Raw genomic sequence first — 21,757 nt, 5'->3', positions numbered from 1 at the left:
ATCGATTGGAAGGGTATTAACTCGATTAACTTCCAGATATTCATGTAAAAAAAGCCGTCTCTTCTGTAGATAAATCTACGTTCGAGACAGCTCTCTTGCTGTGCTTAATCTGTCGCTAGTTCTTGTGTAGCCTGGACAGACATTTCCTTCGCTTGTCTGATGCAATCAGGCAAACCTACACCCTCATAACCGGCACCCGCAATGTACACGCCCGGTAATTTGCTGCCAAGTTCCTCACGAAGAGTGGCAATATGTTGGAGGTGTCCCACCGGATACTGTGGCATCGATTTGCGGAGCCGTGTAATCTCGGAGAAGATCGGTACCGCTTCGATGCCCATGGTCTCTCTCAGATCCTTGAGAACCAGATCCGTGAGCGCTTCATCCGGAAGCTCTACGTTCTGTTCGTCACCGGAGCGACCAACATAACAGCGAAGCAGTACTTTATCATCGGGACTGGTATGCAGCCATTTCGTCGATGTCCACGTGCAAGCCGTAATATTACGCCCCTCTTTCCGCGGAACAAGGAAACCTGATCCGTCGAATACATGCTCGACCTCTTTTTTCTCAAAAGCCAGCACCACATTGGCTACAGACACATAGTTAATCGCATCCAGTGCCGCTGTGTCCACATGAGGCTTCAGCAGCTCCGACGCGACATACGTCGGCACAGTAACCACTACATCATCCGCCTCAAGTTGTTCACCATTCTCCAGCTCAACATGGTATCTGGTCTCCGCTCCGTCAAGTCGTTGCAGCGACTTGACCGCGGTGTTCAGACGTTGATCCACATCCTGCAGTTCATGTACGAGGGCGTGAACAAGGCTCTGCAGTCCCTGACGAAAGTTCAGAAATGCGCTTCGCTTCGTTCCGGTATGCGTCTCAGCCGGTTTGCGGCCAGTCATCATGCCCCGAATCAAGCTGCCGTAATCGCGCTCTACTTCTCCGAACTGCGGGAAGGTAGCCTGGAGGCTCAATCGCCGCATGTCACCCGCATAGATTCCCGCGAGCAACGGTTCCGTCAGGTTCTCCAGCACTTCTGTTCCAAGACGACGCTCAATCATATAACCGAGCGATTCATCCTCTGTTGTACGACGCGGCGGGATGACAAAATCCATCAACGCCCGCAGCTTGCCTGCCGGAGAGACCAGCCCACTTCTCAGGAATGGTCTTAGTTCTGTCGGAATACCCAGAACGAGTCCTGCTGGCATAGGATGAAGCTTACCACGCTGCATGATATACGTTTTCTTCGACTCCGGATTCTGACTGACCAGCTCATGATCGATCTCCAATTCTTTGGCAAGATCAATCATTGCTGTTTTGCGAGCCAGGAAAGAATCCGGCCCTTTTTCAATCACAAATCCATCCCGGTGCAGCGTCTCAATCATGCCTCCCATGGACGAACTTTTCTCGACCAAAGTAATCACGGGTTCAACGCCCGCTTCCCGGTAATGCTTGCGGATATAAAATGCCGCGCTGAGGCCGGTGAGGCCACCGCCGACGACAACAACACGGCGTTTTTTGTCACCCATTACTCATCCGACCCTTGCTGCCATTGGCTTATAATAACGTCGCTTAATGTCTCCATGTATAGAGGATCACTATTGAGAGAATCAATCCGCATCAGGCGCATGTCGATCTCTTTGGCAATCGCTTTGGCCTCAATATCGAGATCATAGAGCACTTCCAGATGATCCGAGACGAACCCGATTGGTGCCACAAGTACATCCTCTACCTGTTCACGAGAAAGTTCCTGTAACGTATCCAAAATATCCGGTCCAAGCCACGGCTCAGCTGTTCGTCCAGCACTTTGCCAAGTAAATTGCCAATTGGTAATGCCTACACGTGAGGCAATCACTTCCGAAGTCTCCAGCAATTGTTGCGGGTATGGATCACCCATCTCCACAATACGTGCTGGCAAACTGTGGGCACTGAACAACACCTTCACATCTCCGCGTTTCGCTCCAGCTTCCTCGAACGCATCCAACTTGGCACTGACACGCGTGGACAACGCCTGAATTAACTTCGGATGCAGATGATAGCTTTCAATAAAGGACATATGAACGCCCAGCTCTTCTGCTTTTTCACGCGCACGTTTGATATAACTACCTACACTCATCGTTGAGAAATGAGGCGCAAGTACAATACCAATCGCTGTCTGAATTCCATCCTTCGCCATCTGTTCCACGCCATCCTCAATAAACGGATAGGCATGCTTCAGTCCCTGATAACAACGGAATTCCACATCATTGCCACGCTCATCGCGGTTCAACGTCTCCTGAAGAGCCTTGACCTGATTGTCCGTGTTCTCCCGAAGGGGGAATACACCGCCAACAATGGCTTCATAACGATCCGTCAGTTCCTTTAATTGCTCAGGTTCAGGCGGACGTCCTCTGCGGATATGTGTGTAATAAGCTTCAACACTCTCCATATTTTCTGGTGTGCCATATGACATCACCAGTACACCTATCGTATTAGTCATTAGTTACAGTCACCCCAGTCTTCAATGCTTCGGCAGAATATTCATGAATATAAGCCGTTAGTTCTCTGAGCTTTTCAAGAGATGCTTCAGGAAATAGTCCGTGTCCCAGGTTGAAAATATACCCCGGCTCCTTAATTCCTTCATCAATAATCACTTTGGCTTGCTCCTTGATCAGTTCCATCGGTGCAGTCAACACATAAGGGTCCAGGTTACCCTGCACGGCAAATTTGCCGCCAAGTCGCTCACGACCTTCCGAAATCGATACTCTCCAGTCCAATCCAATTACATCAGCTTGCAGATTATGCAATGCCGGCAACAATTCACCCGATGCAACACCAGGGAAATAGATCTTCGGTACATTCAAATCCGATAATTCGGTAAAGATACGAGTAATCGTAGGCAACACATATGTTCTGAAGTCTTTCGGAGAAAGTGCTCCAACCCAGCTGTCAAACAACTGGAATGCCTTACCGCCATTCGCAATATGCGCACGGACATATGTAATAACCATATCACCAAGCTTCTGCATCAGTTTATGCCACACCTCAGGTTCGCTGTACATCATCGTTTTGGTGCGGATATACCCTTTCGAAGGTCGGCCTTCGATCAGATAGCTCGCAATGGTGAAAGGTGCGCCCGCAAATGTAATGAGAGGCACGTCAAGCTCCTTATCCAGAATTCGAATGGTCTCGAGAATATGTGACAGATCTCCTTCTACGTCGATAGGACGCAAACGATCCACATCTGCAGCGGATCGAATCGGATTATCGATGACCGGTCCAATATTTTTTACAATGTCAAAATCAATGCCCAGTGAGGCAACCGGATTCATAATATCGGAATACAAAATAGCCGCATCTACACCAAGTTTACGTACCGGCATAAGTGTAACTTCAGCCGCCAGCTCGGGTTGTCGGCAAATCTCTAACAAGGAGTACTTTTCTTTAATTTTGCGATATTCAGGATCGTAACGTCCAGCCTGACGCATGTACCATACCGGAACACGGTCTACCTGTTGTTTGAAACTTGCCCGAATCAGTCGATCATTATAGCTCATATAAGAAGCCTCCAATAGTTTTTGGACTCATAATTACCATTATGCCCTTTTTAAACTGCCGTAACAACCACATGCAGATGCGTTCTACGTGACAATACTATGACATTCCTTACACCCATCCCCCATATGCCAATTATGTTATAATGAAAGAATGGTGTTTTTTAGAGAATTACAGAAATATCTTTGAAAGGAAGTGAAAGCACTTTGAAAACATGGAAAGTAAACCTCATTGTGCTTTGGTTCGGACAATTTTTGGTCAATTCGGGCATGACCATGATTACCCCATTTTTGTCCCTTTATCTCGCAAGAGATCTTGGCGTTGTTGGCGAACATGAAATTGGCATCTGGGCCGGATTTATATTTGCAGCCAATTTCCTCACCTCATTTCTGTTCCAACCGCTCTGGGGCAAGTTATCGGACAAGTATGGTCGAAAGGTTATGCTGCTGCGTTCAGGATTCGGGATGGCCATCGTCATTGCCCTTATGGGTCTGGCACAGAACCCTTGGCAGCTTCTCTTATTGCGTTTGCTTAACGGTACCATCTCCGGTTTCAACCCTGCAGCTGTTGCGCTGATATCGGGTACCACACCGAAGGACCGCATGGGTTTCGCCATGGGAATCAGTCAGTCCGGGCAGGTTGCCGGCACAATCCTGGGTCCGCTCATCGGTGGCTTGCTAGCTGATGCGGTAGGCTTTCGCCCCATTTTCTACATTACAGGTGGACTGATCTTCGTCGCTTCCATGCTCGCGATGTTCCTGGTGAGAGAGAAATTCGACCGTCAAGAAGCAGCCAAACTGCCGGCACAATCCGTATTATCCGGTCTGAAGGAATTGAACAAGTCACCTCAACTGCCCGCACTGTTTGCTGTGACGTTCCTGTTGCAGTTTGCGATGATTAGCCCCATGTCACTCTTGCCGCTGTATGTGCAGAAATTGCATGCATCGGATGTAAATGTGGCCTTCTGGGCAGGACTTGTCGGTGCAGTTACGGGACTATCCAATATGGCCATGTCTCCGATTCTTGGGAAGCTGAGTGACCGGATTGGCCCTCACAAGGTGCTTACGTTCTCACTCATAGGAACAGGACTCATGCTTATCCCGCAGGCATTTGTTCAGACCGTGTGGCAGCTCATTCTTGTTCGTTTCATGATGGGTGTGTTCATGGGTGGCCTGCTTCCGAGCGTTAATGCCCTGATCCGTTCCTATACATCAGATAGCATGATTAGCCGGGCATTCAGTTTTAATACGAGCACCCTGGCGCTGGGCAACATGCTTGGAGCGATCATTGGAGGTTTTATGGCAGGATTCATCGGGATTGAAGGTCTGTTTATCGTCTCTGGTGGACTGCTGCTGCTCAATATGGTTTGGGTCAGATTCAAACTGTACAACAAACCTGCTTCAATCCGGGAATCCTGATTCCTTATCCATTAGTTAACTATTGCATCTCACCGTTCCATCTGAAAAAGCCGCTTCCAGCGCCTAATTGGCCTGAGAGCGGCTTTTGTCATTCATGTGCCATTCATTATTTATTTATTAGATTGAATTGTATCGGATAATGTTTCACCCCAAACACAAAGGCACTTTGTATCGGTTGCAGATCCGTTCCCGGCACAAGCTGGATGTGCTCCATGCGCTGAAGCAACGTATGCAGAACTACCCTTGCCTCCAAACGAGCGAGCGGTGCACCCAGACAAAAATGAATGCCAAATCCAAATCCCATGTGCCTGTTCGGCTTGCGATCAGAGATGAAATCTTCCGGGCGTTCGAATTGGGCACCATCCCGATTGGCGGATCCAACCCAGGAAATCACCTGTTCTCCAGCCTGTATCGTCTGTCCATTCAGCTCTACTGTTTCCTTGGCCACCCGCCCAATTGCAACAATTGGCGGATAATATCGCAACGTCTCTTCAATCGCAGGAGTAATCCGTTCAGGATGTTCGCGCAGCTCCTGCTGTAGATCGGGTTGTTCAGACAATATACGAACCGCATTGGTAATCAGGTTCGTTGTTGTTTCATTACCAGCAGCAAGCAAGAGAATACAGAAACCGACCACTTCCTCGGCGGTTAACTGCTGACCATCAATCTCCGCAGCAAGCAGTAACGAGATCAGATCATCCTGCGGCTGCAACCGACGTTCTTCCATAATGCCAGTGAAATAGGTATGCAGTTCCTGTGTATTTCTTTTTTTCTCCTCCAACAGCTCCTGAAAAGCCTCTTCACTGTCATCACGCGCACCTTTCACCAACACATCAGACCAGTCCTTGAACTTTTGACGATCCGTCGCAGGGACTCCGATCAATTCAGCAATCACAATGACGGGCAATGGCATCGCAAGGTCATCAATAAGCTCCATATGTCCTTCTGACAGGTGTGGAGCAATTAACTCATCTGTAATTTCCTGAATACGAGGAGCCAACGCTTCAATGGCTTTGGGTGTAAACGCCTGATTCACCAGATCGCGCAGCTGTTTGTGCTTGGGAGGGTCTGTTGTCAGCATGCTCGTATTGGCACGGTCACGTGCAGAAGAGAACAGTTTCGGGTTTTTCAACACATACTTCACATCTTCATAACCGAAAACATCCCAACATTCTCGATGCTCATCATATCGGACTGGAGTGTTATCACGAAGCTCTGCGTACACCTGGAAGGGAGATAGCCGCTCTTCCAAACTCTCTAATTCACGAATCGGAATGTAATTTGCATACTTTCTGGGTGCCTGTTTCATCGTTTCTCCTCCAATCAATATTATATATTTATTTACATATGTTGATCCCCCCTATTATAAACAAAACTCCATAACGAAACCAATCTTTGGAACGTAATTGAGACCCATTACCTACTACACGTTACTAATTACCTCTCGTTATGCTAGCCTGTGTGATAAATATTAATTGTAGAAAGGTCCACTTCTGCTATAAACTCGCATTCAACATTCCCTCTCTTGAAAAGCTTCGTTTTATCAGGACAAAAGCCTCAATATGTAATATTAACTAACACAAAATGTCTGATTATTCCTAAAAACTACTAATTTCATCTCGATTCTAGCTTTACCAGAGTGAATATTCTTTCGTTTTACCTTATAAATAATAAATATACTCCTAATATCTATGAATGTAACCGATTACTCTATCTATATCTACAATTGTCATATTACTTTACATGAAATACAATCGATTTGAAATGGTATACATATTCTTCTTAACAAACTTAACATCACACTTACTTGAAGGAGAGTGCTATTCATGAGTAAAACATCCAATCTTCGTCCCTGGGCCGTATGGAGTACCGCAGCTTTAACAGCATTAACGATCTCGTTGTCCCCGATCGGAACCTACGCTGCGCACGCAGCCACGGAGGTAAAAGGTACAACAGGCGCTGTTCAGACAGCACCTACTACTCCGGCTCGCAATACCTCCATCCCTGCTGTACCAGACTCCTCCAAGCAATCTGCGCTCCCTAATGTATTGGTGATCGGAACTGGCGGAACGATTGCTGGTCAATCCGAGGATGCAACCAGCTTCCAGAACTACAAGGCAGGTACACTTCCCATTGGAGAGATGGTAGACGCATTACCGGATAAGCAGAAGATTGCTGATGTTAGCACGCTCCAATTCGGAAATTCAGGCTCAGGCTCCTATAGCATGGCTGATCTTTATGACTTGTCGCAGACGGTAGATAAAGCTCTTGCCTTGTATGACAGTGTTGTGGTTACCACGGGTACAGATACAATGGAGGAAATCGCCTATTTCCTCGATATGACGGTTCAGAGTGACAAACCGGTCGTGATCACAGGCTCCATGCGTCCATGGACCGTCATCGGCTCTGACGCTCAAGCCAATCTGTACAACGCCATCAAACTTGCAGGCAGTGGTCGTACCACTTCATTCGGAACAGTACTCATGTTGAATGACACCATCCAACTCGCACGTGGCGTAAGCAAAACAAATGATTATCGGACAGATACGTTTGAAACACCGATGCTCGGCGCCGTAGGATATATTGATGAAGAAAATATTCGAATCTACCGTGCTCCTGCACGCGCGCTGAAACCTGAAGGCACAGCGAAGCCTGTATTCGATCTGAGTAAAATCACAAAGGCTGATCTCGCCAAGGTGGAAATTGCGATCTCCTATCAAGAAGCTGGAGGCGGAGCCATCGAAGGGTTCGTGAGCAACGGCGCACAAGGCATCGTAACCTCCGGCACAGGAGCTGGCGGTATCTCCAGAGCTATGGGACAAGCTCGTACCAAAGCCATTGAGGAAGGTGTAATCTTCGTGACCACCACTCGGACGGGTTCAGGAAGTGTATACGGGGGTGGAAAAGGTATCATTGCCGGCGACAACCTGAGTCCACAACAAGCTCGTGTGTTATTGATGCTTGGACTATCCTTCAGTGATGATTTTGACACCATCAAAAAATGGTTCGAAACGTACGGAACACCGGAAGTATAAGAAAGCACTCATCCTTTATAAATCTGGACAAAAAGAAGAGACGACACTCCCCTGACATTCAAGGTGTGTCGTCTCTTCTTTTTGTTACCTCAACCTCTTCTCACTTCACCCAAGCAAGTACGAGCCCATCGTAGTCTGGCAACATGGTGGTGATGAGACGCGGGTCACTTGCCATCTGTTCATTGAAGCGACGAACCGCAAGCACGGCCGGACCCTGCTTGTCCGGATTCAGCGTACGACCACGCAGGAAACAGTTATCACCCACAATGACAGCACCTGGCCGAGCCAGCTTAATGGCATAGTCGAGATATACCGGATAATTCTCCTTATCTGCGTCAATAAAGAAGAAATCGAATGTACGTCCTTCCTGTTCCAATTGCTCCAGGCTATCTGCCGCCGGGCCAATCCGATACTCCACCTTTTCGCCAAATCCGCCTTCTTCCAGATGTCCACGCGCCATTGCCGCATATTCCTCTTTCAGTTCCAGCGAAGTCAGGGTTCCACTCTCACGCAATCCGCGTGCAATGCAGATCCCACTGTAACCGCCCAGCACGCCGATTTCGAGCGCAGCTTCTGCTTTGGATGTCTTGGCCAGAAACGTGAGCAAACGTCCATACGCCGCAGCAACCGAAACTTCCGGCATACCGTTCGAACGGATGGCCTCTTTCACTTTCAGCAAAAGGTCATCCTCTTGAAATAATTGATTTACATATTCATCAGGGGTCAGATTCACCACTAAAATCCTCCTTGGACACTTGGACTGCTTTCCATATGGATGCCAATGTTCTATAATAAATGTTTGTTATCAACACAGGTGGTTGACTGGTGCACTCCCTCGAAAGAGGAATGCATACGTTCACCGCATTTCTCATTGTAAGTTTTTTCACGGAAAGCGGCAAGGCCGCACCGTTACTATACAGCAGAGAGAAGGATATTCCTTCTCCAGCTTGAAATGGAGTTGAAATGAATCACATGGCTCAATTGCAATTGATTGCGACCTCGGCGATGGGACTCGAGGCTGTTGTTGCCCGGGAACTGAAGCAACTGGGGTATGAGGATATTACGATCGACAATGGACGGGTTTTCTTCACTGGGGATTATATTGATATTTGCCGGTGTAATCTGTGGCTGAGAAGTTCGGATCGGGTATTGGTCAAAATGGGTGAATTCCCTGCTACAACATTCGACGAATTGTTTGAAGGCACCAAAGCACTTCCATGGGAAGAGTGGATTCCTGCTGACGGCGAATTTCCTGTAGAGGGTCGCTCCCAAAAATCTCAGTTGAGCAGCGTACCTGCATCACAAGGGATCGTGAAAAAAGCAATCGTAGAGAAACTGAAGCTGACTTATGACACAGAGTGGTTCCCAGAGGATGGGTCTCGTTATGTGATTGAGGTCATTCTGCTGAACGATCGCGCCCTGCTTACTTTGGATACGACGGGACCAGGTCTGCACAAACGGGGTTATCGTAAGCTCGTAACCGAAGCACCGCTCAAAGAAACACTTGCTGCAGCTCTTATCCAGCTCAGTCGCTGGAATGTATCCCGTCCCTTTTATGATCCATGCTGTGGATCAGGCACAATGCTAATTGAAGCCGCTATGATCGGCTGGAACATTGCACCAGGACTTCGTCGTACCTTCAACTCCGAGGACTGGGCTGTCATTCCTGAAGAATTGTGGGAACAGGCACGCGAAGAAGCATTCGATGCTGTACGTGACGATATCCCGTTACAGATTTCAGGTAGCGATATTGATCCCGAAGCGATTGAAGTTGCTATGGCAGCAATCAAGAGTGCTGGCTTCGCCAAAGATATTGAAGTCAGCGTCCTGCCCGCTCATCGCGCTAGACCACAGGGTGATTACGGTGTCATCATTACCAACCCTCCATATGGTGAACGTTTGAGTGAAGAGAAAGAAGTTCAGAAGTTGCTCCGCTCATTAGGGCGCAGTTACCTTGACATGCCAACATGGTCCTTTTTCGCAATCACATCGACCAAAGCTTTCGAGGAGTATTTCGGTCATAAGGCAGACAAGCGTCGCAAATTGTTCAACGGACGAATTGAAACCCAGTACTATCAGTATTTGGGCCCACTGCCCCCACGGAATAAAGCACCACAATCTTCATAATCAATGCCAATTCAAAGTGCTCCTGCCATCCTTGGCTAGGGCACTTTTTTGTGCGCTTTTCCGATCATATGAATTCGCCGTCATCGGCCTTCGTTTGGATAGAAATCAATTCACCCTGAGGCATAGTTGAAAACCCATGAGGCCACGCTATAATGGATGGAGCCCTATTTTACATTCCGATTACAATACAACGAAAGCAAGGGGGACATACATATGGTTGTCACTCGGCCTACGCGCAGCTCCATGCCACGCGGGCTTCTGAATCATCCACTAACGTTATATCTTATTTTTCTTGTGCTCATGTTGCTCAAACTCATGTGGCTCCATCACAATCTGCACGCCTATAACATTACGATGGGACTACTGGATAAAGTCATTGCTATTGGATCACTTCTGCTCCTTTCCTTCTGGACCTGGTGGCTGCCACGTAGAGGCATGATCGTGTCTCTCGTCGTGCTTAACTTGCTGCTTACCGCACTAATCTATGCCGATATGGTGTATTATCGCTATTTCCAGGATTTCTTGACCATCCCGGTATTGTTGCAGGCCAGACAAGTTGACGCATTGGGTGACAGTATTGCTACATTGATCTACACAAGCGATCTTTGGTTCTTTGCTGATTGGCTTGTCGTCATTCCATTCGCAGCTATCGTACTGTTCAGCAGACGTTACCGTTCGAAGTACTCCAGTGCGTCTGTTCAAGGTTATGGAAGTTATACGTATAATGATCGCAAGGCGGGGATGCGCCGCCGTCTCACTGCTGGCAGCATTGCCCTTGTGCTGGGACTGGGTCTCGCAGTCGGCCCGATTTATTTTTACAGCAAAACATGGGCCAAGGGCCTGTTCGATAACAACTGGTGGAATGTATCCATGTACAATGTGACCGGACTTCTCGCTTTTCACGGTTATGATCTGTACAACTATGCCAAAGATCACATTGGCTCAGGGCCGCAGGCTGAACCCGCAGATGTTGAACAAGCAAAGGCATTCTTCGCTGAAAGGCAAGGAACTGAACCGCAGAACGATGCCTTGTTCGGCAAATATAAGGACAGCAACGTCATCATTGTCCAGGGTGAGGCTTTTATGAACTTCATGATTGGACAAAGCATTGGCGGTCAGGAGATTACACCGCATTTTAATGAACTAATGAAAGAAAGTCAGTATTATAGTCACTTTTATCACCAGACAGGTCAGGGTAGAACGTCAGATGCCGATTTTGGAGCAAACATCTCACTTCATCCGCTTCCGGTTGGATCCGCATTTGTACGCTATGCAGACCATACGTATGATTCCCTCCCTTCCATTCTGAAGGATAACGGGTATAGCACCAACGTATTTCACGCTTATGAGAGTGGCTTCTGGAATCGGTATACGATGTATCAGAACATGAAGTACGACAAGTTTTATAGCAAAAATGATTTTGTACAGGATGACCCGCTTGGCTGGTCCCTGTCTGACGAATCCTTTTTCCGCCAATCCGTTGAGAAAATGAGCAGTGAGGTTACCGAACCATTCTATTCCTTCCTCATTACACTCAGCAGTCACCATCCATACGCCTTACCTAAAGAGAAGCAGCAGTTGGATGTAGGCGAGTTCCAGGGAACGATGTTCGGTGACTATCTGCAATCGGTTCATTACGTGGATTCGGCGCTCGGCAAGATGGTGGAGGATCTGAAAAGTCGGGGATTATGGGAAAATACCATCTTTATGTTCTACGGGGACCACGACAACTCGATTAAGGAACAAGCCCAATACGAACAGTTCCTGGGACGTTCACTGAACGAACTCGATATGGCTCAGATCATGAACGAGGTACCTCTGCTCGTGCATTTACCGGACGGAGCAGCTGTCGGAACCATCGACGAACCTTCGGGTCAACTGGACATCACGCCATCCGTGCTGCATCTGCTCGGCGTATCCGACCAGTCCTATTATCATATGGGTAACGACGTATATGACGGGTCTGCACGTACGGTTGTGCTGCGTAATGGCGCATTCTCGGATGGTTCTGTATTCTATATTCCATCGGATGATTATATCTATGAGAACGGTGCTTGTTATGACCTGTCCACACGCGACAAAACGGATATCAATGCATGCCGTCCCGCTCATGATGAGGCATCCAAGCGATTGCACGTCTCGGACACCGTAATTACCTATGATTTGATTCAGCGCTTTCGAGAGGAAGACAGTGGAGCAGCAACATCACAATGAGCAATATCGTAATGACAAGCTAAACAAATACACGAAATATTGAATTGAATTGGATTAAAAAAAGGGGCACTCTCATTACATGACATCACACACAGGACCATTTAATATTGAACAACAATTGTTCGATGCAGCCGTAAACTTTGTGCAGCAACGTTATCCTCAGGGATGGGGCGGTGCGGGTGCCGTCTATACCGAAGCTGGTTCCCTGCTGATTAGCGTAGCTCCAGAGGTCATTAACGATGCCACGCATCTATGTATGGAAACAGGAGCTTATCTGGAAGCCCACAAATTGAATGAACGCGTCACCCACTCCCTCTGTATCGCTCGTGATGACGAGCATTCGGAATTCAAGGTCCTTACACCTTGCGGCGTATGCCAGGAACGCTTGTTTTATTGGGGTGAAGAAGTGAAAGCTGCCGTATACGACCCTGATGGTCAGTTGGTTTTCAAAAGACTGGATGAGATCCAACCCCACCATTGGTCCAAGGCATACCGGGATAAATAGCAAACTCCTTGCGAATTATAGAAAGTAGCTTTATAATTGTAACTATATTAGTTTCAACTAAAAGAATGATGGAGGTTTAACATAATGAATATTGAGATATGGTCTGATTTTCTATGCCCTTTCTGTTATATCGGCAAACGCCGCCTGGAGAATGTATTACAACAGTTTCCACACCGTGATGAAGTGAAGCTACAATTCAAAAGCTTCGAGCTTGATCCAAATGCTGAATTGAACCCAGGCAAAAGCAATACGGAATACCTGGCTTCCAAATATAATATTAGCGTGGAGCAGGCCCAAGGCATGAATGCTCAGATGAATGCCAATGCTCGCACGGCAGGACTGGAATACAATATCGATGCCATGATTCCTACCAATTCTTTCTCAGCTCACCGGTTAACGCACTGGGCGGATACTCAAGGCAAAGCGCTTGAACTAAGCGAGCGCATATTCCAAGCTGTATTCATTGAAGGTAAACACTCCGGTGACCTTGAAGTATTGGCTCAGCTGGCAGAAGAAGTAGGTCTGGATCGTGATGCAGCTGCGGCAGTACTGTCCAGCGATCAATTCACCGAAAATGTCCGCGCTGACCAAGCGGAAGGCGCGCAACTGGGCATCCGTGGTGTACCGTTCTTCGTATTCGACCGCAAGTTCGCCGTATCGGGCGCTCAGCCGGACGAGGTGTTCCTGGACGCCATTCAGAAAGCATGGGACGAGCGTTCCCCTTTCACCATGGTTGAATCCAGTACAACAGATGCTGACGGCAGCGGTGTCTGCACAGATGACGGATGCGCAGTTCCACCATCCGATTCAAATAAATAACACAAAAGCAGCAGGATCGGGGAGTATCCCCTGATCCTGCTGCTTTTTTTATATGCTACACACCACTTAGCGACTACCCACTTAATCCCAAAATAGCTGATCCGGATGTGGTCCAGTCCGCTTATCCGAATCCAGTGCATCAATCAACTTCAACTCATCCGGTGACAATTCAAAGTCAAAGATATCTGCGTTCTCACGAATCCGCTCCGGCGTAACCGACTTCGGAATCGTCACAATCTGATTTTGAATGTCCCAACGCAGAATAATCTGCGCCGGTGTTTTCCCATATTTCTGGGCCAGCGCCTTAAGTGTCGACTCTTGGTTCAGCTTGCCCTTCATAATAGGACTCCATGCCTCCAGCTGAATTCCCTGTGCCCCGCAGAAATCCTGAAGTTCCTGCTGGATCAGACCCGGATGCAGCTCTACCTGATTCACCGCAGGCACCGTTCCGCCTTCATCTATGATATCTTGCAAATGGTGTACTTGAAAGTTACTCACACCAATCGCACGAATGCTTCCTTCGCTATATAGACGTTCGAATGCTCTCCACGTCTCCTTATACTGGTCTCTGCCAGGCCAGTGAATTAAGTAAAGATCAATCACATTCAATCCAAGTGCTTTCTGACTGGCTTCAAATGCTCTCAACGTTGAATCAAATCCCTGATCCTCGTTCCAAAGCTTGGTCGTCACAAACAGTTCGTTACGGGCAACACCACTGCTTGCAATAGCTTGTCCCACTTCTTCCTCATTGCCATAGATGGACGCGGTATCAATACTGCGATATCCTACCTCCAAAGCCGTCTCGACCGCCTGTTGCACTTCCTTACCTTTTGCTTTATAAGTTCCAAATCCTAGCCATGGCATCGTTACTCCGTTGTTCAGAATCGTACAATCTGTAATATGTTTTGTCATTCTGTACCTCCCGTATGGAATTTTGCCTGCTCTTGTTCTATTAACCTTCTCACAGAATTTTAAGCGACCATTCGACATACTGTCGGAGTAGACCCATCAATCGAGAGTCGTTGCAAAAGACATGAAGAACCCGCAAAGCATCGCTGCCCTGCGGGTTCTGGTGTGAACAGGAACGTTATTGATTCCCTTGACCGTGCTGACTCTGGATGGAATTCAATCGTCTCTTCTCCTCGATGAACATCTCTTCTGCCAGCTCAACACCTTGCCCTCCGAGTGAAAGCTCTGCTTGTCGCATCGCCTGCTCCGTATGTGCCAGACGTCGTTCCGCCTGTACAATGGTCTGTGCCGTCGGATGAGACATGGCCTGAGATACAGCATAATGAAGCTTGTTCACCGCATTTTGCGCCTGAGATACAGTGGTATCAGCCTGCAAACTGGAATCATAACGCTTCGGCATGAGTATTCCTCCTTGGGATGATCATGTTCCTGTTACCTCTTTAGGATGGATAACACAAGTCTTCCTTATTCCTCTTTTGTGTTTTTGTCGTAACCTTAACCTGTCTTGCTGCGTTTATTAAGTACTCATCCCCGGTCAGGAGGAATTCAATTGAAAAAAATAATAATAATTCTCTGTATGTTGCCCTTCCTCATTTGGTTACAAGGCTGCCGTCCTGCAACATACGTGATAGAAGGATATACAGCGTCATCCATGAACCCAGACATCCCGGTTCCAACCAATGCAAAGCTCATTAAAATCATAACCGATTCAGGCAATCGAAACATTAAAGAAGGCGTGATATATGAATTGAAACATATTGGAGGGGAGCAAGGACTCTACCCGCCATTGGATTATTTTCAGAAGCTAGCGGATACAGGTTGGGTCGAACTGGAGGAAGAACGAATGGGACATATACATTTTCTGAAAAAGGATACCACGGTCATTGCCATTGAAATTAGAGAAGATATCTTCGAAATTTATGAAATGATTAAGGGCACTGTATTCTAACGCAGCTTGTGTTCACTGTTATTCAAGCGCAAAAAAAGGAGAGGCACATCGCCCCTCCTTGCGGATGTTTGAACTTTTCGTTCACTCACCTTGTTATATCCTATTACTTCACGAACTTTGCGACTTTGGCGAGCACTTCTTCTTCTGTCGGCGCACTGATATACCGACCGTTGATAAAGACAAACGCACGTTTCGCGCAAGGGCCGCAATAGGATTTGCACCCAATCTTGATCTCCGTATCTGGAGCCATTTTTTGCAACTTGGGCACAATCGATTTCAGTCGGACATGATTACACTTTTCGCATACGCGGATATCGTTAGCCATGATTTCCCCTTCTTCGCGCCCTTAGTGGTCGCCGTGATTACCTTGAGATGGATTCGTAATAACGAAGCCCTCTTCCGGGAAGTAGAGGTAATCAATTTTAACACCGTTCAACAAAGGCTGATCATTCGCAAGAATGACATCAATCTCTTTATCGGTAGATACAACCGTATCATTTTCTTTTGGTGTGTCGATATCCAGGCCGTAGTGAGCATGGTCACCATGTGCATGGGTGATGACAACGCGCAGTTTTTTTCCTTCGTTCTCCGGCTTGTCCAATTCAAGCTTCAATACTTTAGCAGCATTACGCGTAATTTTGCAGTTCATTCTCTTCATCTCCTATATTGTAATTGCTGGTTTCAACAATTTCAGCATTCTTAAACTACAGCATCTATTGTAAAGAAAGTTACCGCTCTTCGCAATAACATTGATGTGATTTCAATGTTAAAATGATCCATTTGGCCGCAAATTAAGAAGGTGCCCCCTCCTGAAGCACAGGATATTTACGTTCTGCCCGGCTTACAAACCAGTTCATCAGAATCAAAGTGACCCCGATATCATCAATGGGCATAAACGGCATGACGTCAGGAAGTACCCAGTATAACAGCGCCGGAATAATAAACAACAGCTTTTCTCCCAAAGGAATCTGCGGAGCCCGGAGCAGCCGGGGGAGCCTTTTGAAAACTTGTGTCCATCGTTTGAACGATAGCAGTCTTCTCCACTTCATTTTGAATCCCTCCGTATAATAAATATATGTCGCCGAAACGGCACATCCACCATTACCCGTTCAAAAACCATTCAGAACGAATGACATAGTATGTGATTTCAAAAAAATAAAAACGGAACGTCGCTCATAGCGTCCGTTCCTGTTATACGAATGATCTACCGTTAAGTTTCACACCTTCATAACCAAACCCTAACTCCATTACCCATTGGATAACAGTTCAGCCAGCAACATGCCGACTTCTATACAGATATCATCAAACTGTTCTACGGGAAGCGGATTAACACCCAATCCAACTTCCACCGTGAAGCCCGGTTTACCAAAATCTTGGATAAACCAGTCTTTGTATCCGGCATCACTGCCGCCGAGCTTCACTGCCTTGTAGCCCGAAGCTTTGGAAAGTCTGCGCGACAGCGGTGCACTCTCTCTGGGTTCGAGATCACGGTAATTCCAATAAATCTCCTGTCCCTGACTATGCAGAGAGACAACCGCGGCGAATGTGTGCTGCTGCGTCCACTGCGCAAGTGCCTGTGCCTCCGGTTCTGTCAATGGAGCTGTTCCTGCATAATCCCGGGGGCCAGGTGAGGTTACGCCTCTTCTCGCTGCCTCTTCATCCCAATGGGCGGGAAATTGATCATTCAGATCCACGCCTCTGATGTTGGCCTTCCAATGTGTGAAATGTGATCTGCCGGCATTCCAAGCTAACAATTGCTGTGCATGTGGATGCTTGTTGACCACACCTTCCTGAACCAGTTCGACCCCGTCCGGATTAACCATCGGCACTGCCCAGAGTGTCGTTTCTTGCATCCAGCGTTCTGTCTGGAATTGATGCCATGCCTTATGCGTGCTATATGACTGGGCATATTCTTCAATAAATTTCATCAGAACTGCCGTTGTCAGCCACTCATTAGCATGAACGGAAGCGTTAACATGAATATGTCTCTGTCCTTGCCCGATACGCAAATAAGGCAGTGACTTGCCCATGACACTTGTTCCGATTGAACCGGTCTCGATAAAAGGATATTGATTCTCAAGTTTGTCTATATCCCTGATTAATTCTCGATAACCGTACTCTCCCTGAATCTTTACAATAGTTTTTCCATTCGAAGCCGGAATATGAATACAGCGCCCAACCCAGTCGGCAATATTGGCGATTTCGGGATTAGCCTGGCGCAACATCTCTTCGTCCAGACCAAAGCGCGCTGCAGTCCCCACTACACTTTCTCCAGACGGTACAGCATATCTGCGACCTGTCCCGGGGACAATACGCAGCATCTGACCTGCCAGAAGGTAAGGCTGAGAGGCCGCTTCCGGGTTCAGTGCAGCGAGTAACTCTTTCGTCATATGATGTGCTGACGCAATTCTCGGCAGCGTATCTCCCCGCTGAACGATAATCCACTGCTGCTCCATGTTGTTCTCCTTTCCACAGGAAAAGACCGTTCTCCTGTCCGGTTCTCCCCATTTTCGTGTCTGTAACATATGTATGCAGGCCGGGTTGTCCGTCATGTGACATGAATCATGCTCATTGCCTGTCGATGCAGAATCATGACAAAAAATCCCGGAACGTCACAGTTCCGGGATGTCGTACAGCCAATGTACATTAATTATAAGTCCTATTCATGCGTACTTTTGCGTATAACTATGGTAATTGCGTAACCTGCCAAACCACAGGGGTCTTCGAGATCTGCTCTCCCAACCATCTACGGGTGATATTCTGGAACATGCGTGGGTCGCCAGTGCAGAAAAATTGATGCACCGGGGTCTCATCCCCACTGGCCAGCTTTCGTTTATCATATAAAATCGTACTGATTTCCCGTGCCGTTTCATCTGCCGAACTGATTAGCTTCACTTCCTGTCCCATAACATCCTGAATGGTGTCCATGAGAAAAGGATAGTGCGTACAACCCAGAATAAGACAATCTATTGGCTGTTGTTTGATCTCATCCAATGATTGCTCCACCGTATGTGTCGTGTGCTCGGAACGAAATTCACCTTGCTCCACCAACGGCACCAGCGCCGGACAAGCCTGACTGACCACATCGATATAGGGGGACAATTGCTTGAGTGCCGAGGTATAAGCCCCACTGCCAATGGTACCTACGGTACCGATCACACCAATGCGTCCTGTACGTGTCGCTGTTATAGCAGCCCGTGCTCCCGGATGTATAACACCGATCACAGGCACATTCACCTTGGCACGGATATAATCCAGCGCGGCTGCTGTCGCTGTGTTACAGGCGATAACGATAACCTTCGGATCGAATTGGATCAAGAAATCAACGATTTGTTCCGTAAATTGTTTCACTTGTTCGGACGAACGGGGTCCGTACGGTGTCCGGGCAGTATCCCCAAAATAAATGATCTTTTCCCGCGGGAGCTGACGCATCACTTCCTTGGCGACGGTCAATCCCCCCACACCGGAGTCTAATATAGCGATTGCTTGCTGCACGAACACACCGCTTCCTTCTTCATTGAATTGGTTCTCAAAACGATTGTTTCCAAAGCTTTCTTCCTACCGTATGAACATTCTGGCAAAAAGGTACCTACATCTTACCCGATTTCATCGCAGGGTTCAAATAAAATCCCGCGCACTGTGCCATCTCCGCATGGGCACACAACAAAGCAGGCTCTCCTCTAAATCGAGGAAAGCCTGCAATCCCAAGCTTTGCTTAGTTGTCGTCCTTGGACTCATCCACAGGAAGCTTCGCTACAATGTCGATTCCGGACTCATCTGCTGCATTGTCCGTATTAGGTTCTGTAATGGCTGCCGAAATGCGAATTTCTTTTCCTTCAGCGCAGTTGCGCCAGGATTGAATATCCTGAATCACAACATCCGCAGTCTCTTTGACCTTGGATACGATCTGCGAACTTTGTTCTCCCACTTTGCCAGCCAGTTCCTGACCCTTCTCCGATACCTGACGAGCACCCTCTGTAATATCCTGACGAAGTTCGCGTCCTGATTTCGGTGCCAGCAACAATGCCGTTACTGAACCTACCACGGAGCCGATCAGAGCTCCCCACAACAAACTTTTGTTAGAATCCTTCACGTCACATCTCTCCCTTTACTGTCGTTTAAGTACCGGATCAGAAGCAACAGCCTGTCGCTCACCCATCCGGGCGAATGCCTACTCTGTTGATGCATTATAAGCAGCACAGGCTTGACTTGACACTCCAGATGTTAAAAATAATCTGAACGTGCTCTTTGCACCCTTATTTTTCAGCATTTCGCATAAACTCAGGTCTGGCGAGCCGGCTCCAGATCAGCCGCTGCATGCTCATCCCCAGGGTGCAAATCAACGACATAGCGTCCTGGTGCAATCAGTGCCGCCTGATGCTCACAACGCCAGCGACGTCCGCCGGAAGAACCCAGTGTCTGTCCATCCTGCAGAACATCCCCCTGATCAAATATGTAATACGCTGCACCCAGTAATGTCTGGGCCACCGTATCCGGATCAAGACCGACGAAGTGACACTGTACATCAGGTACACCCAGCGCAGACAGTCCTACTGTGTCCATGACCAACTCACGCTGTTCCTCCGTACCTCCAGCCTGATACATTCGAACGTTCATGGCCGCATACAGATGTTCCTCTCGTTCCTGAGCTTGCGCATATGCTTCCGGTTCAACCAGCTTATCACTGCCATACCAATACAGCGCATCACAGGTCAAGCTCTCCATGATTGCCAGTACAGTCTTCTGGAACAGCTCCAGGCGCTGTTTACGAGGCATGGCTGCTGTGAACATGTCATGTATCCGAATGGAGTAACGCGCAGCTTCTACAGCTTGTCCTGCCTCCGGCCAATGCCAGGCTTGCTGCAAAGCCCCGCCAAAGCGTGCACGATCTGCAATTTCGTTGACAGGAAGCATACAGGTCTGTGCAGGGATATCTCCTTCCTGGAAAGATACCTTGTGGTTCAGATGATAGAAAACCAGCATTTCATGGTCCTGTTCTGCGCCACCTTGCTTCACATCCAGTCTGACTTGTCCTGTGTGACGAATCATCGCTTCCTGCAATCGCAGGCGATCCACCTCCGGACGTTCCCGGAACAAGAGTTCAACCATATATACCGGATGGAATCCGGAAGGTGTTTCATTTGCATCTTTGCTTTCAGTATTTACTTCATTGAATTCTTTTGATTCATTTGTCATGCGATTTCCCTCATTCCTTACGCTGTCCCTCGGGCTGTGCCGCATTGAAAGGACTAAGTTCTTTTTCCACGTAGTCGCTAACCTGAGTAGTAAAATGTTCAAGTATACCCGGTAACTCTACGCTAAGCGGATGAAGCTCAGACCGCTCCCAACTGTAATAATCCTGCACCAGCGGCTTACGTAACGTGACAAGCTGACGCACTACCTCATAGGTCGCATTATCAAAAACCTTTTCTTCATAATTAATCTGAATAATATCATCATAGCTGCTCGCATCTCTCATGATGAAGCCGTCAATCAGATAACTCCCCACATCGGTAACAATCTCAATCGCCAGGTGAAGACAACGTTCCTGTACCATCCCCAGCATGAGACTGCCATCCCAGGCCTGAGCTACCCGGCGAAGCCCTTCGGCCACTTCCGGTACAGCAGCAAGCCGGCGGGCAATCTGTTCTCTGTTCACATAATACATTCGTTCACTTCCCGTTCAGTGAGTTATCGGTTACGTTTCCCTCTTCGCTTAAGCCAGAATATCATCACAGGACAAGCGATCAGAAACACAATAAAAATATATAGAAATTCCATAACGTCTCTTAAATCGCTCATGCAGAGTCCCCTTTATCTCAACGTAGTGTGAATGACAGATTAGATTTCGTAGTCCACTGCAATCGACTGTTCTCTGACTTCGTTCATGTACTTGATTACTTCCTGATGAAGCGGGTGCACCTGATACGCCTGAAGATCCTCCAGTGACGCAAATTCCGCTGTGAGTGAAATGTCGAATGATCTTTCCGAGCGGAGCACATCAATCCCGATTTCAAGTGAAATCAGAACATCAATTTTACCATCCAGATTGCGAAGCACCTGGGCAGCAGCTTCAATACTTTCTGCTGAGCGATCTTTCATTTTGAACAGGACAATATGTTTTATCATCTGAGCAAGCACCTCGTTTAGTATAATAGTAGAAATGAATGAATTTTCGTGTATCCAA

The 21,757-nt window shown here is 47.7% G+C and carries 23 protein-coding genes; 7 read left to right on the top strand and 16 right to left on the bottom strand.

Going from position 1 to position 21,757, the window contains the following annotated elements; genetic code table 11:
* Positions 1–104: 104 nt before the first annotated feature.
* From hemY to hemE, 3 genes are read right to left on the bottom strand one after another with little or no spacing between them, the layout of a single operon-like run.
* Positions 105–1,529 carry a protoporphyrinogen oxidase gene (gene hemY / locus NYE45_RS09800; protein ID WP_340016523.1) on the bottom strand — a complete coding sequence of 475 codons (1,425 nt, stop codon included), beginning with the start codon at positions 1,527–1,529 and terminating at the stop codon, positions 105–107.
* Positions 1,529–2,479 (bottom strand): ferrochelatase, encoded by a 951-nt coding sequence (gene hemH / locus NYE45_RS09795; RefSeq protein ID WP_340016522.1) that lies wholly within the window; start codon positions 2,477–2,479, stop codon positions 1,529–1,531. The genes hemY and hemH overlap by 1 nt, the downstream gene beginning before the upstream one ends.
* Positions 2,472–3,536, bottom strand: a complete 1,065-nt coding sequence (gene hemE, locus NYE45_RS09790) for a uroporphyrinogen decarboxylase (RefSeq protein WP_076330387.1) — start codon at positions 3,534–3,536, stop codon at positions 2,472–2,474. The genes hemH and hemE overlap by 8 nt, the downstream gene beginning before the upstream one ends.
* A gap of 204 nt (positions 3,537–3,740) precedes the next feature.
* Here hemE and NYE45_RS09785 point away from each other — a divergent pair, with 204 nt between their 5' ends.
* Entirely contained in the window at positions 3,741–4,952 is a 1,212-nt protein-coding gene (locus tag NYE45_RS09785) for an MFS transporter (protein ID WP_036670103.1), read from the top strand.
* 106 nt (positions 4,953–5,058) lie between these two features.
* On the opposite strand, the gene NYE45_RS09780 is transcribed toward NYE45_RS09785, so the two are convergent.
* The gene (locus NYE45_RS09780) at positions 5,059–6,261 is read right to left on the bottom strand and encodes a cytochrome P450 (protein ID WP_340016521.1); all 1,203 of its coding nucleotides are present in this window, start codon (positions 6,259–6,261) and stop codon (positions 5,059–5,061) included.
* 517 nt (positions 6,262–6,778) lie between these two features.
* Between NYE45_RS09780 and NYE45_RS09775 the strand changes: the two genes are divergently transcribed.
* Positions 6,779–7,987, top strand: coding sequence for an asparaginase (locus NYE45_RS09775; RefSeq protein ID WP_340016520.1), 1,209 nt, complete (start codon positions 6,779–6,781; stop codon positions 7,985–7,987).
* A gap of 100 nt (positions 7,988–8,087) precedes the next feature.
* On the opposite strand, the gene NYE45_RS09770 is transcribed toward NYE45_RS09775, so the two are convergent.
* Complete coding sequence (locus tag NYE45_RS09770; protein WP_340016519.1) at positions 8,088–8,720, bottom strand: O-methyltransferase; 633 nt, start codon at positions 8,718–8,720, stop codon at positions 8,088–8,090.
* Positions 8,721–8,959: 239 nt separating this feature from the next.
* On the opposite strand from NYE45_RS09770, the gene NYE45_RS09765 reads away from it, so the two are divergent.
* The 4 genes from NYE45_RS09765 (at position 8,960) to NYE45_RS09750 (ending at position 13,652) form a co-directional block, all read left to right on the top strand.
* Entirely contained in the window at positions 8,960–10,114 is a 1,155-nt protein-coding gene (locus tag NYE45_RS09765) for a class I SAM-dependent RNA methyltransferase (protein WP_340017345.1), read from the top strand.
* A 213-nt stretch (positions 10,115–10,327) separates the two neighbouring features.
* On the top strand, positions 10,328–12,328 hold the full coding sequence (locus tag NYE45_RS09760) for an LTA synthase family protein (protein ID WP_340016518.1): 2,001 nt from the start codon (positions 10,328–10,330) through the stop codon (positions 12,326–12,328).
* Between the two features lie 79 nt (positions 12,329–12,407).
* Entirely contained in the window at positions 12,408–12,833 is a 426-nt protein-coding gene (locus NYE45_RS09755; protein ID WP_340016517.1) for a cytidine deaminase, read from the top strand.
* Positions 12,834–12,917: 84 nt separating this feature from the next.
* The gene (locus NYE45_RS09750) at positions 12,918–13,652 is read left to right on the top strand and encodes a DsbA family oxidoreductase (RefSeq protein WP_340016516.1); all 735 of its coding nucleotides are present in this window, start codon (positions 12,918–12,920) and stop codon (positions 13,650–13,652) included.
* A gap of 81 nt (positions 13,653–13,733) precedes the next feature.
* Here NYE45_RS09750 and NYE45_RS09745 read toward each other — a convergent pair whose 3' ends face one another.
* Together NYE45_RS09745 and NYE45_RS09740 are read right to left on the bottom strand one after the other, a co-directional pair.
* A complete protein-coding gene (locus NYE45_RS09745; protein WP_062833610.1) occupies positions 13,734–14,564 on the bottom strand; it encodes an aldo/keto reductase in 831 nt (276 codons plus the stop codon).
* Between the two features lie 175 nt (positions 14,565–14,739).
* Positions 14,740–15,021, bottom strand: coding sequence for a hypothetical protein (locus NYE45_RS09740; protein ID WP_076330379.1), 282 nt, complete (start codon positions 15,019–15,021; stop codon positions 14,740–14,742).
* Positions 15,022–15,171: 150 nt separating this feature from the next.
* Between NYE45_RS09740 and NYE45_RS09735 the strand changes: the two genes are divergently transcribed.
* The gene (locus NYE45_RS09735) at positions 15,172–15,570 is read left to right on the top strand and encodes a hypothetical protein (RefSeq protein WP_340016515.1); all 399 of its coding nucleotides are present in this window, start codon (positions 15,172–15,174) and stop codon (positions 15,568–15,570) included.
* Positions 15,571–15,673: 103 nt separating this feature from the next.
* On the opposite strand, the gene NYE45_RS09730 is transcribed toward NYE45_RS09735, so the two are convergent.
* The 9 genes from NYE45_RS09730 to NYE45_RS09690 form a co-directional block, all read right to left on the bottom strand.
* Complete coding sequence (locus NYE45_RS09730; RefSeq protein ID WP_017689421.1) at positions 15,674–15,895, bottom strand: DUF1450 domain-containing protein; 222 nt, start codon at positions 15,893–15,895, stop codon at positions 15,674–15,676.
* Between the two features lie 21 nt (positions 15,896–15,916).
* Positions 15,917–16,219, bottom strand: coding sequence for a heme biosynthesis protein HemY (locus tag NYE45_RS09725; RefSeq protein ID WP_036609727.1), 303 nt, complete (start codon positions 16,217–16,219; stop codon positions 15,917–15,919).
* Between the two features lie 142 nt (positions 16,220–16,361).
* Positions 16,362–16,619 carry a hypothetical protein gene (locus NYE45_RS09720; RefSeq protein ID WP_017689423.1) on the bottom strand — a complete coding sequence of 86 codons (258 nt, stop codon included), beginning with the start codon at positions 16,617–16,619 and terminating at the stop codon, positions 16,362–16,364.
* Between the two features lie 198 nt (positions 16,620–16,817).
* Entirely contained in the window at positions 16,818–18,026 is a 1,209-nt protein-coding gene (locus NYE45_RS09715; protein ID WP_340016514.1) for a M14 family metallopeptidase, read from the bottom strand.
* A 229-nt stretch (positions 18,027–18,255) separates the two neighbouring features.
* Entirely contained in the window at positions 18,256–19,065 is an 810-nt protein-coding gene (gene racE / locus NYE45_RS09710) for a glutamate racemase (protein WP_062835969.1), read from the bottom strand.
* Between the two features lie 220 nt (positions 19,066–19,285).
* A complete protein-coding gene (locus NYE45_RS09705) occupies positions 19,286–19,663 on the bottom strand; it encodes a YtxH domain-containing protein (protein ID WP_082762714.1) in 378 nt (125 codons plus the stop codon).
* Positions 19,664–19,851: 188 nt separating this feature from the next.
* Complete coding sequence (locus NYE45_RS09700) at positions 19,852–20,766, bottom strand: DUF4261 domain-containing protein (protein WP_062833605.1); 915 nt, start codon at positions 20,764–20,766, stop codon at positions 19,852–19,854.
* Positions 20,767–20,776: 10 nt separating this feature from the next.
* Positions 20,777–21,238, bottom strand: coding sequence for a HepT-like ribonuclease domain-containing protein (locus tag NYE45_RS09695; RefSeq protein WP_340016513.1), 462 nt, complete (start codon positions 21,236–21,238; stop codon positions 20,777–20,779).
* 173 nt (positions 21,239–21,411) lie between these two features.
* Positions 21,412–21,699: a Dabb family protein gene (locus NYE45_RS09690; RefSeq protein ID WP_062833603.1), complete on the bottom strand. Its 288-nt coding sequence runs from the start codon at positions 21,697–21,699 to the stop codon at positions 21,412–21,414.
* Between the last annotated feature and the right edge of the window lie 58 nt (positions 21,700–21,757).

Source organism: Paenibacillus sp. FSL K6-1318 (genome assembly GCF_037976905.1).
GTDB classification, from domain to species: Bacteria; Bacillota; Bacilli; order Paenibacillales; family Paenibacillaceae; genus Paenibacillus; species Paenibacillus amylolyticus_A.
This window is presented reverse-complemented; position numbering and strand designations above follow the sequence as displayed.

Coding starts and splice junctions, on each gene's coding strand:
- NYE45_RS09700 (WP_062833605.1), bottom strand. CDS start 20,766: ATGACAAATGAATCAAAAGAATTCAATGAAGTAAATACTGAAAGCAAA.
- NYE45_RS09745 (WP_062833610.1), bottom strand. CDS start 14,564: ATGACAAAACATATTACAGATTGTACGATTCTGAACAACGGAGTAACG.
- NYE45_RS09755 (WP_340016517.1), top strand. CDS start 12,408: ATGACATCACACACAGGACCATTTAATATTGAACAACAATTGTTCGAT.
- NYE45_RS09765 (WP_340017345.1), top strand. CDS start 8,960: ATGGCTCAATTGCAATTGATTGCGACCTCGGCGATGGGACTCGAGGCT.
- NYE45_RS09750 (WP_340016516.1), top strand. CDS start 12,918: ATGAATATTGAGATATGGTCTGATTTTCTATGCCCTTTCTGTTATATC.
- hemE (WP_076330387.1), bottom strand. CDS start 3,536: ATGAGCTATAATGATCGACTGATTCGGGCAAGTTTCAAACAACAGGTA.
- NYE45_RS09775 (WP_340016520.1), top strand. CDS start 6,779: ATGAGTAAAACATCCAATCTTCGTCCCTGGGCCGTATGGAGTACCGCA.
- NYE45_RS09715 (WP_340016514.1), bottom strand. CDS start 18,026: ATGGAGCAGCAGTGGATTATCGTTCAGCGGGGAGATACGCTGCCGAGA.
- NYE45_RS09695 (WP_340016513.1), bottom strand. CDS start 21,238: ATGTATTATGTGAACAGAGAACAGATTGCCCGCCGGCTTGCTGCTGTA.
- hemH (WP_340016522.1), bottom strand. CDS start 2,479: ATGACTAATACGATAGGTGTACTGGTGATGTCATATGGCACACCAGAA.
- NYE45_RS09760 (WP_340016518.1), top strand. CDS start 10,328: ATGGTTGTCACTCGGCCTACGCGCAGCTCCATGCCACGCGGGCTTCTG.
- NYE45_RS09740 (WP_076330379.1), bottom strand. CDS start 15,021: ATGCCGAAGCGTTATGATTCCAGTTTGCAGGCTGATACCACTGTATCT.
- NYE45_RS09780 (WP_340016521.1), bottom strand. CDS start 6,261: ATGAAACAGGCACCCAGAAAGTATGCAAATTACATTCCGATTCGTGAA.
- hemY (WP_340016523.1), bottom strand. CDS start 1,529: ATGGGTGACAAAAAACGCCGTGTTGTTGTCGTCGGCGGTGGCCTCACC.
- NYE45_RS09690 (WP_062833603.1), bottom strand. CDS start 21,699: ATGATAAAACATATTGTCCTGTTCAAAATGAAAGATCGCTCAGCAGAA.
- NYE45_RS09730 (WP_017689421.1), bottom strand. CDS start 15,895: ATGGCTAACGATATCCGCGTATGCGAAAAGTGTAATCATGTCCGACTG.
- NYE45_RS09725 (WP_036609727.1), bottom strand. CDS start 16,219: ATGAACTGCAAAATTACGCGTAATGCTGCTAAAGTATTGAAGCTTGAA.
- NYE45_RS09720 (WP_017689423.1), bottom strand. CDS start 16,619: ATGAAGTGGAGAAGACTGCTATCGTTCAAACGATGGACACAAGTTTTC.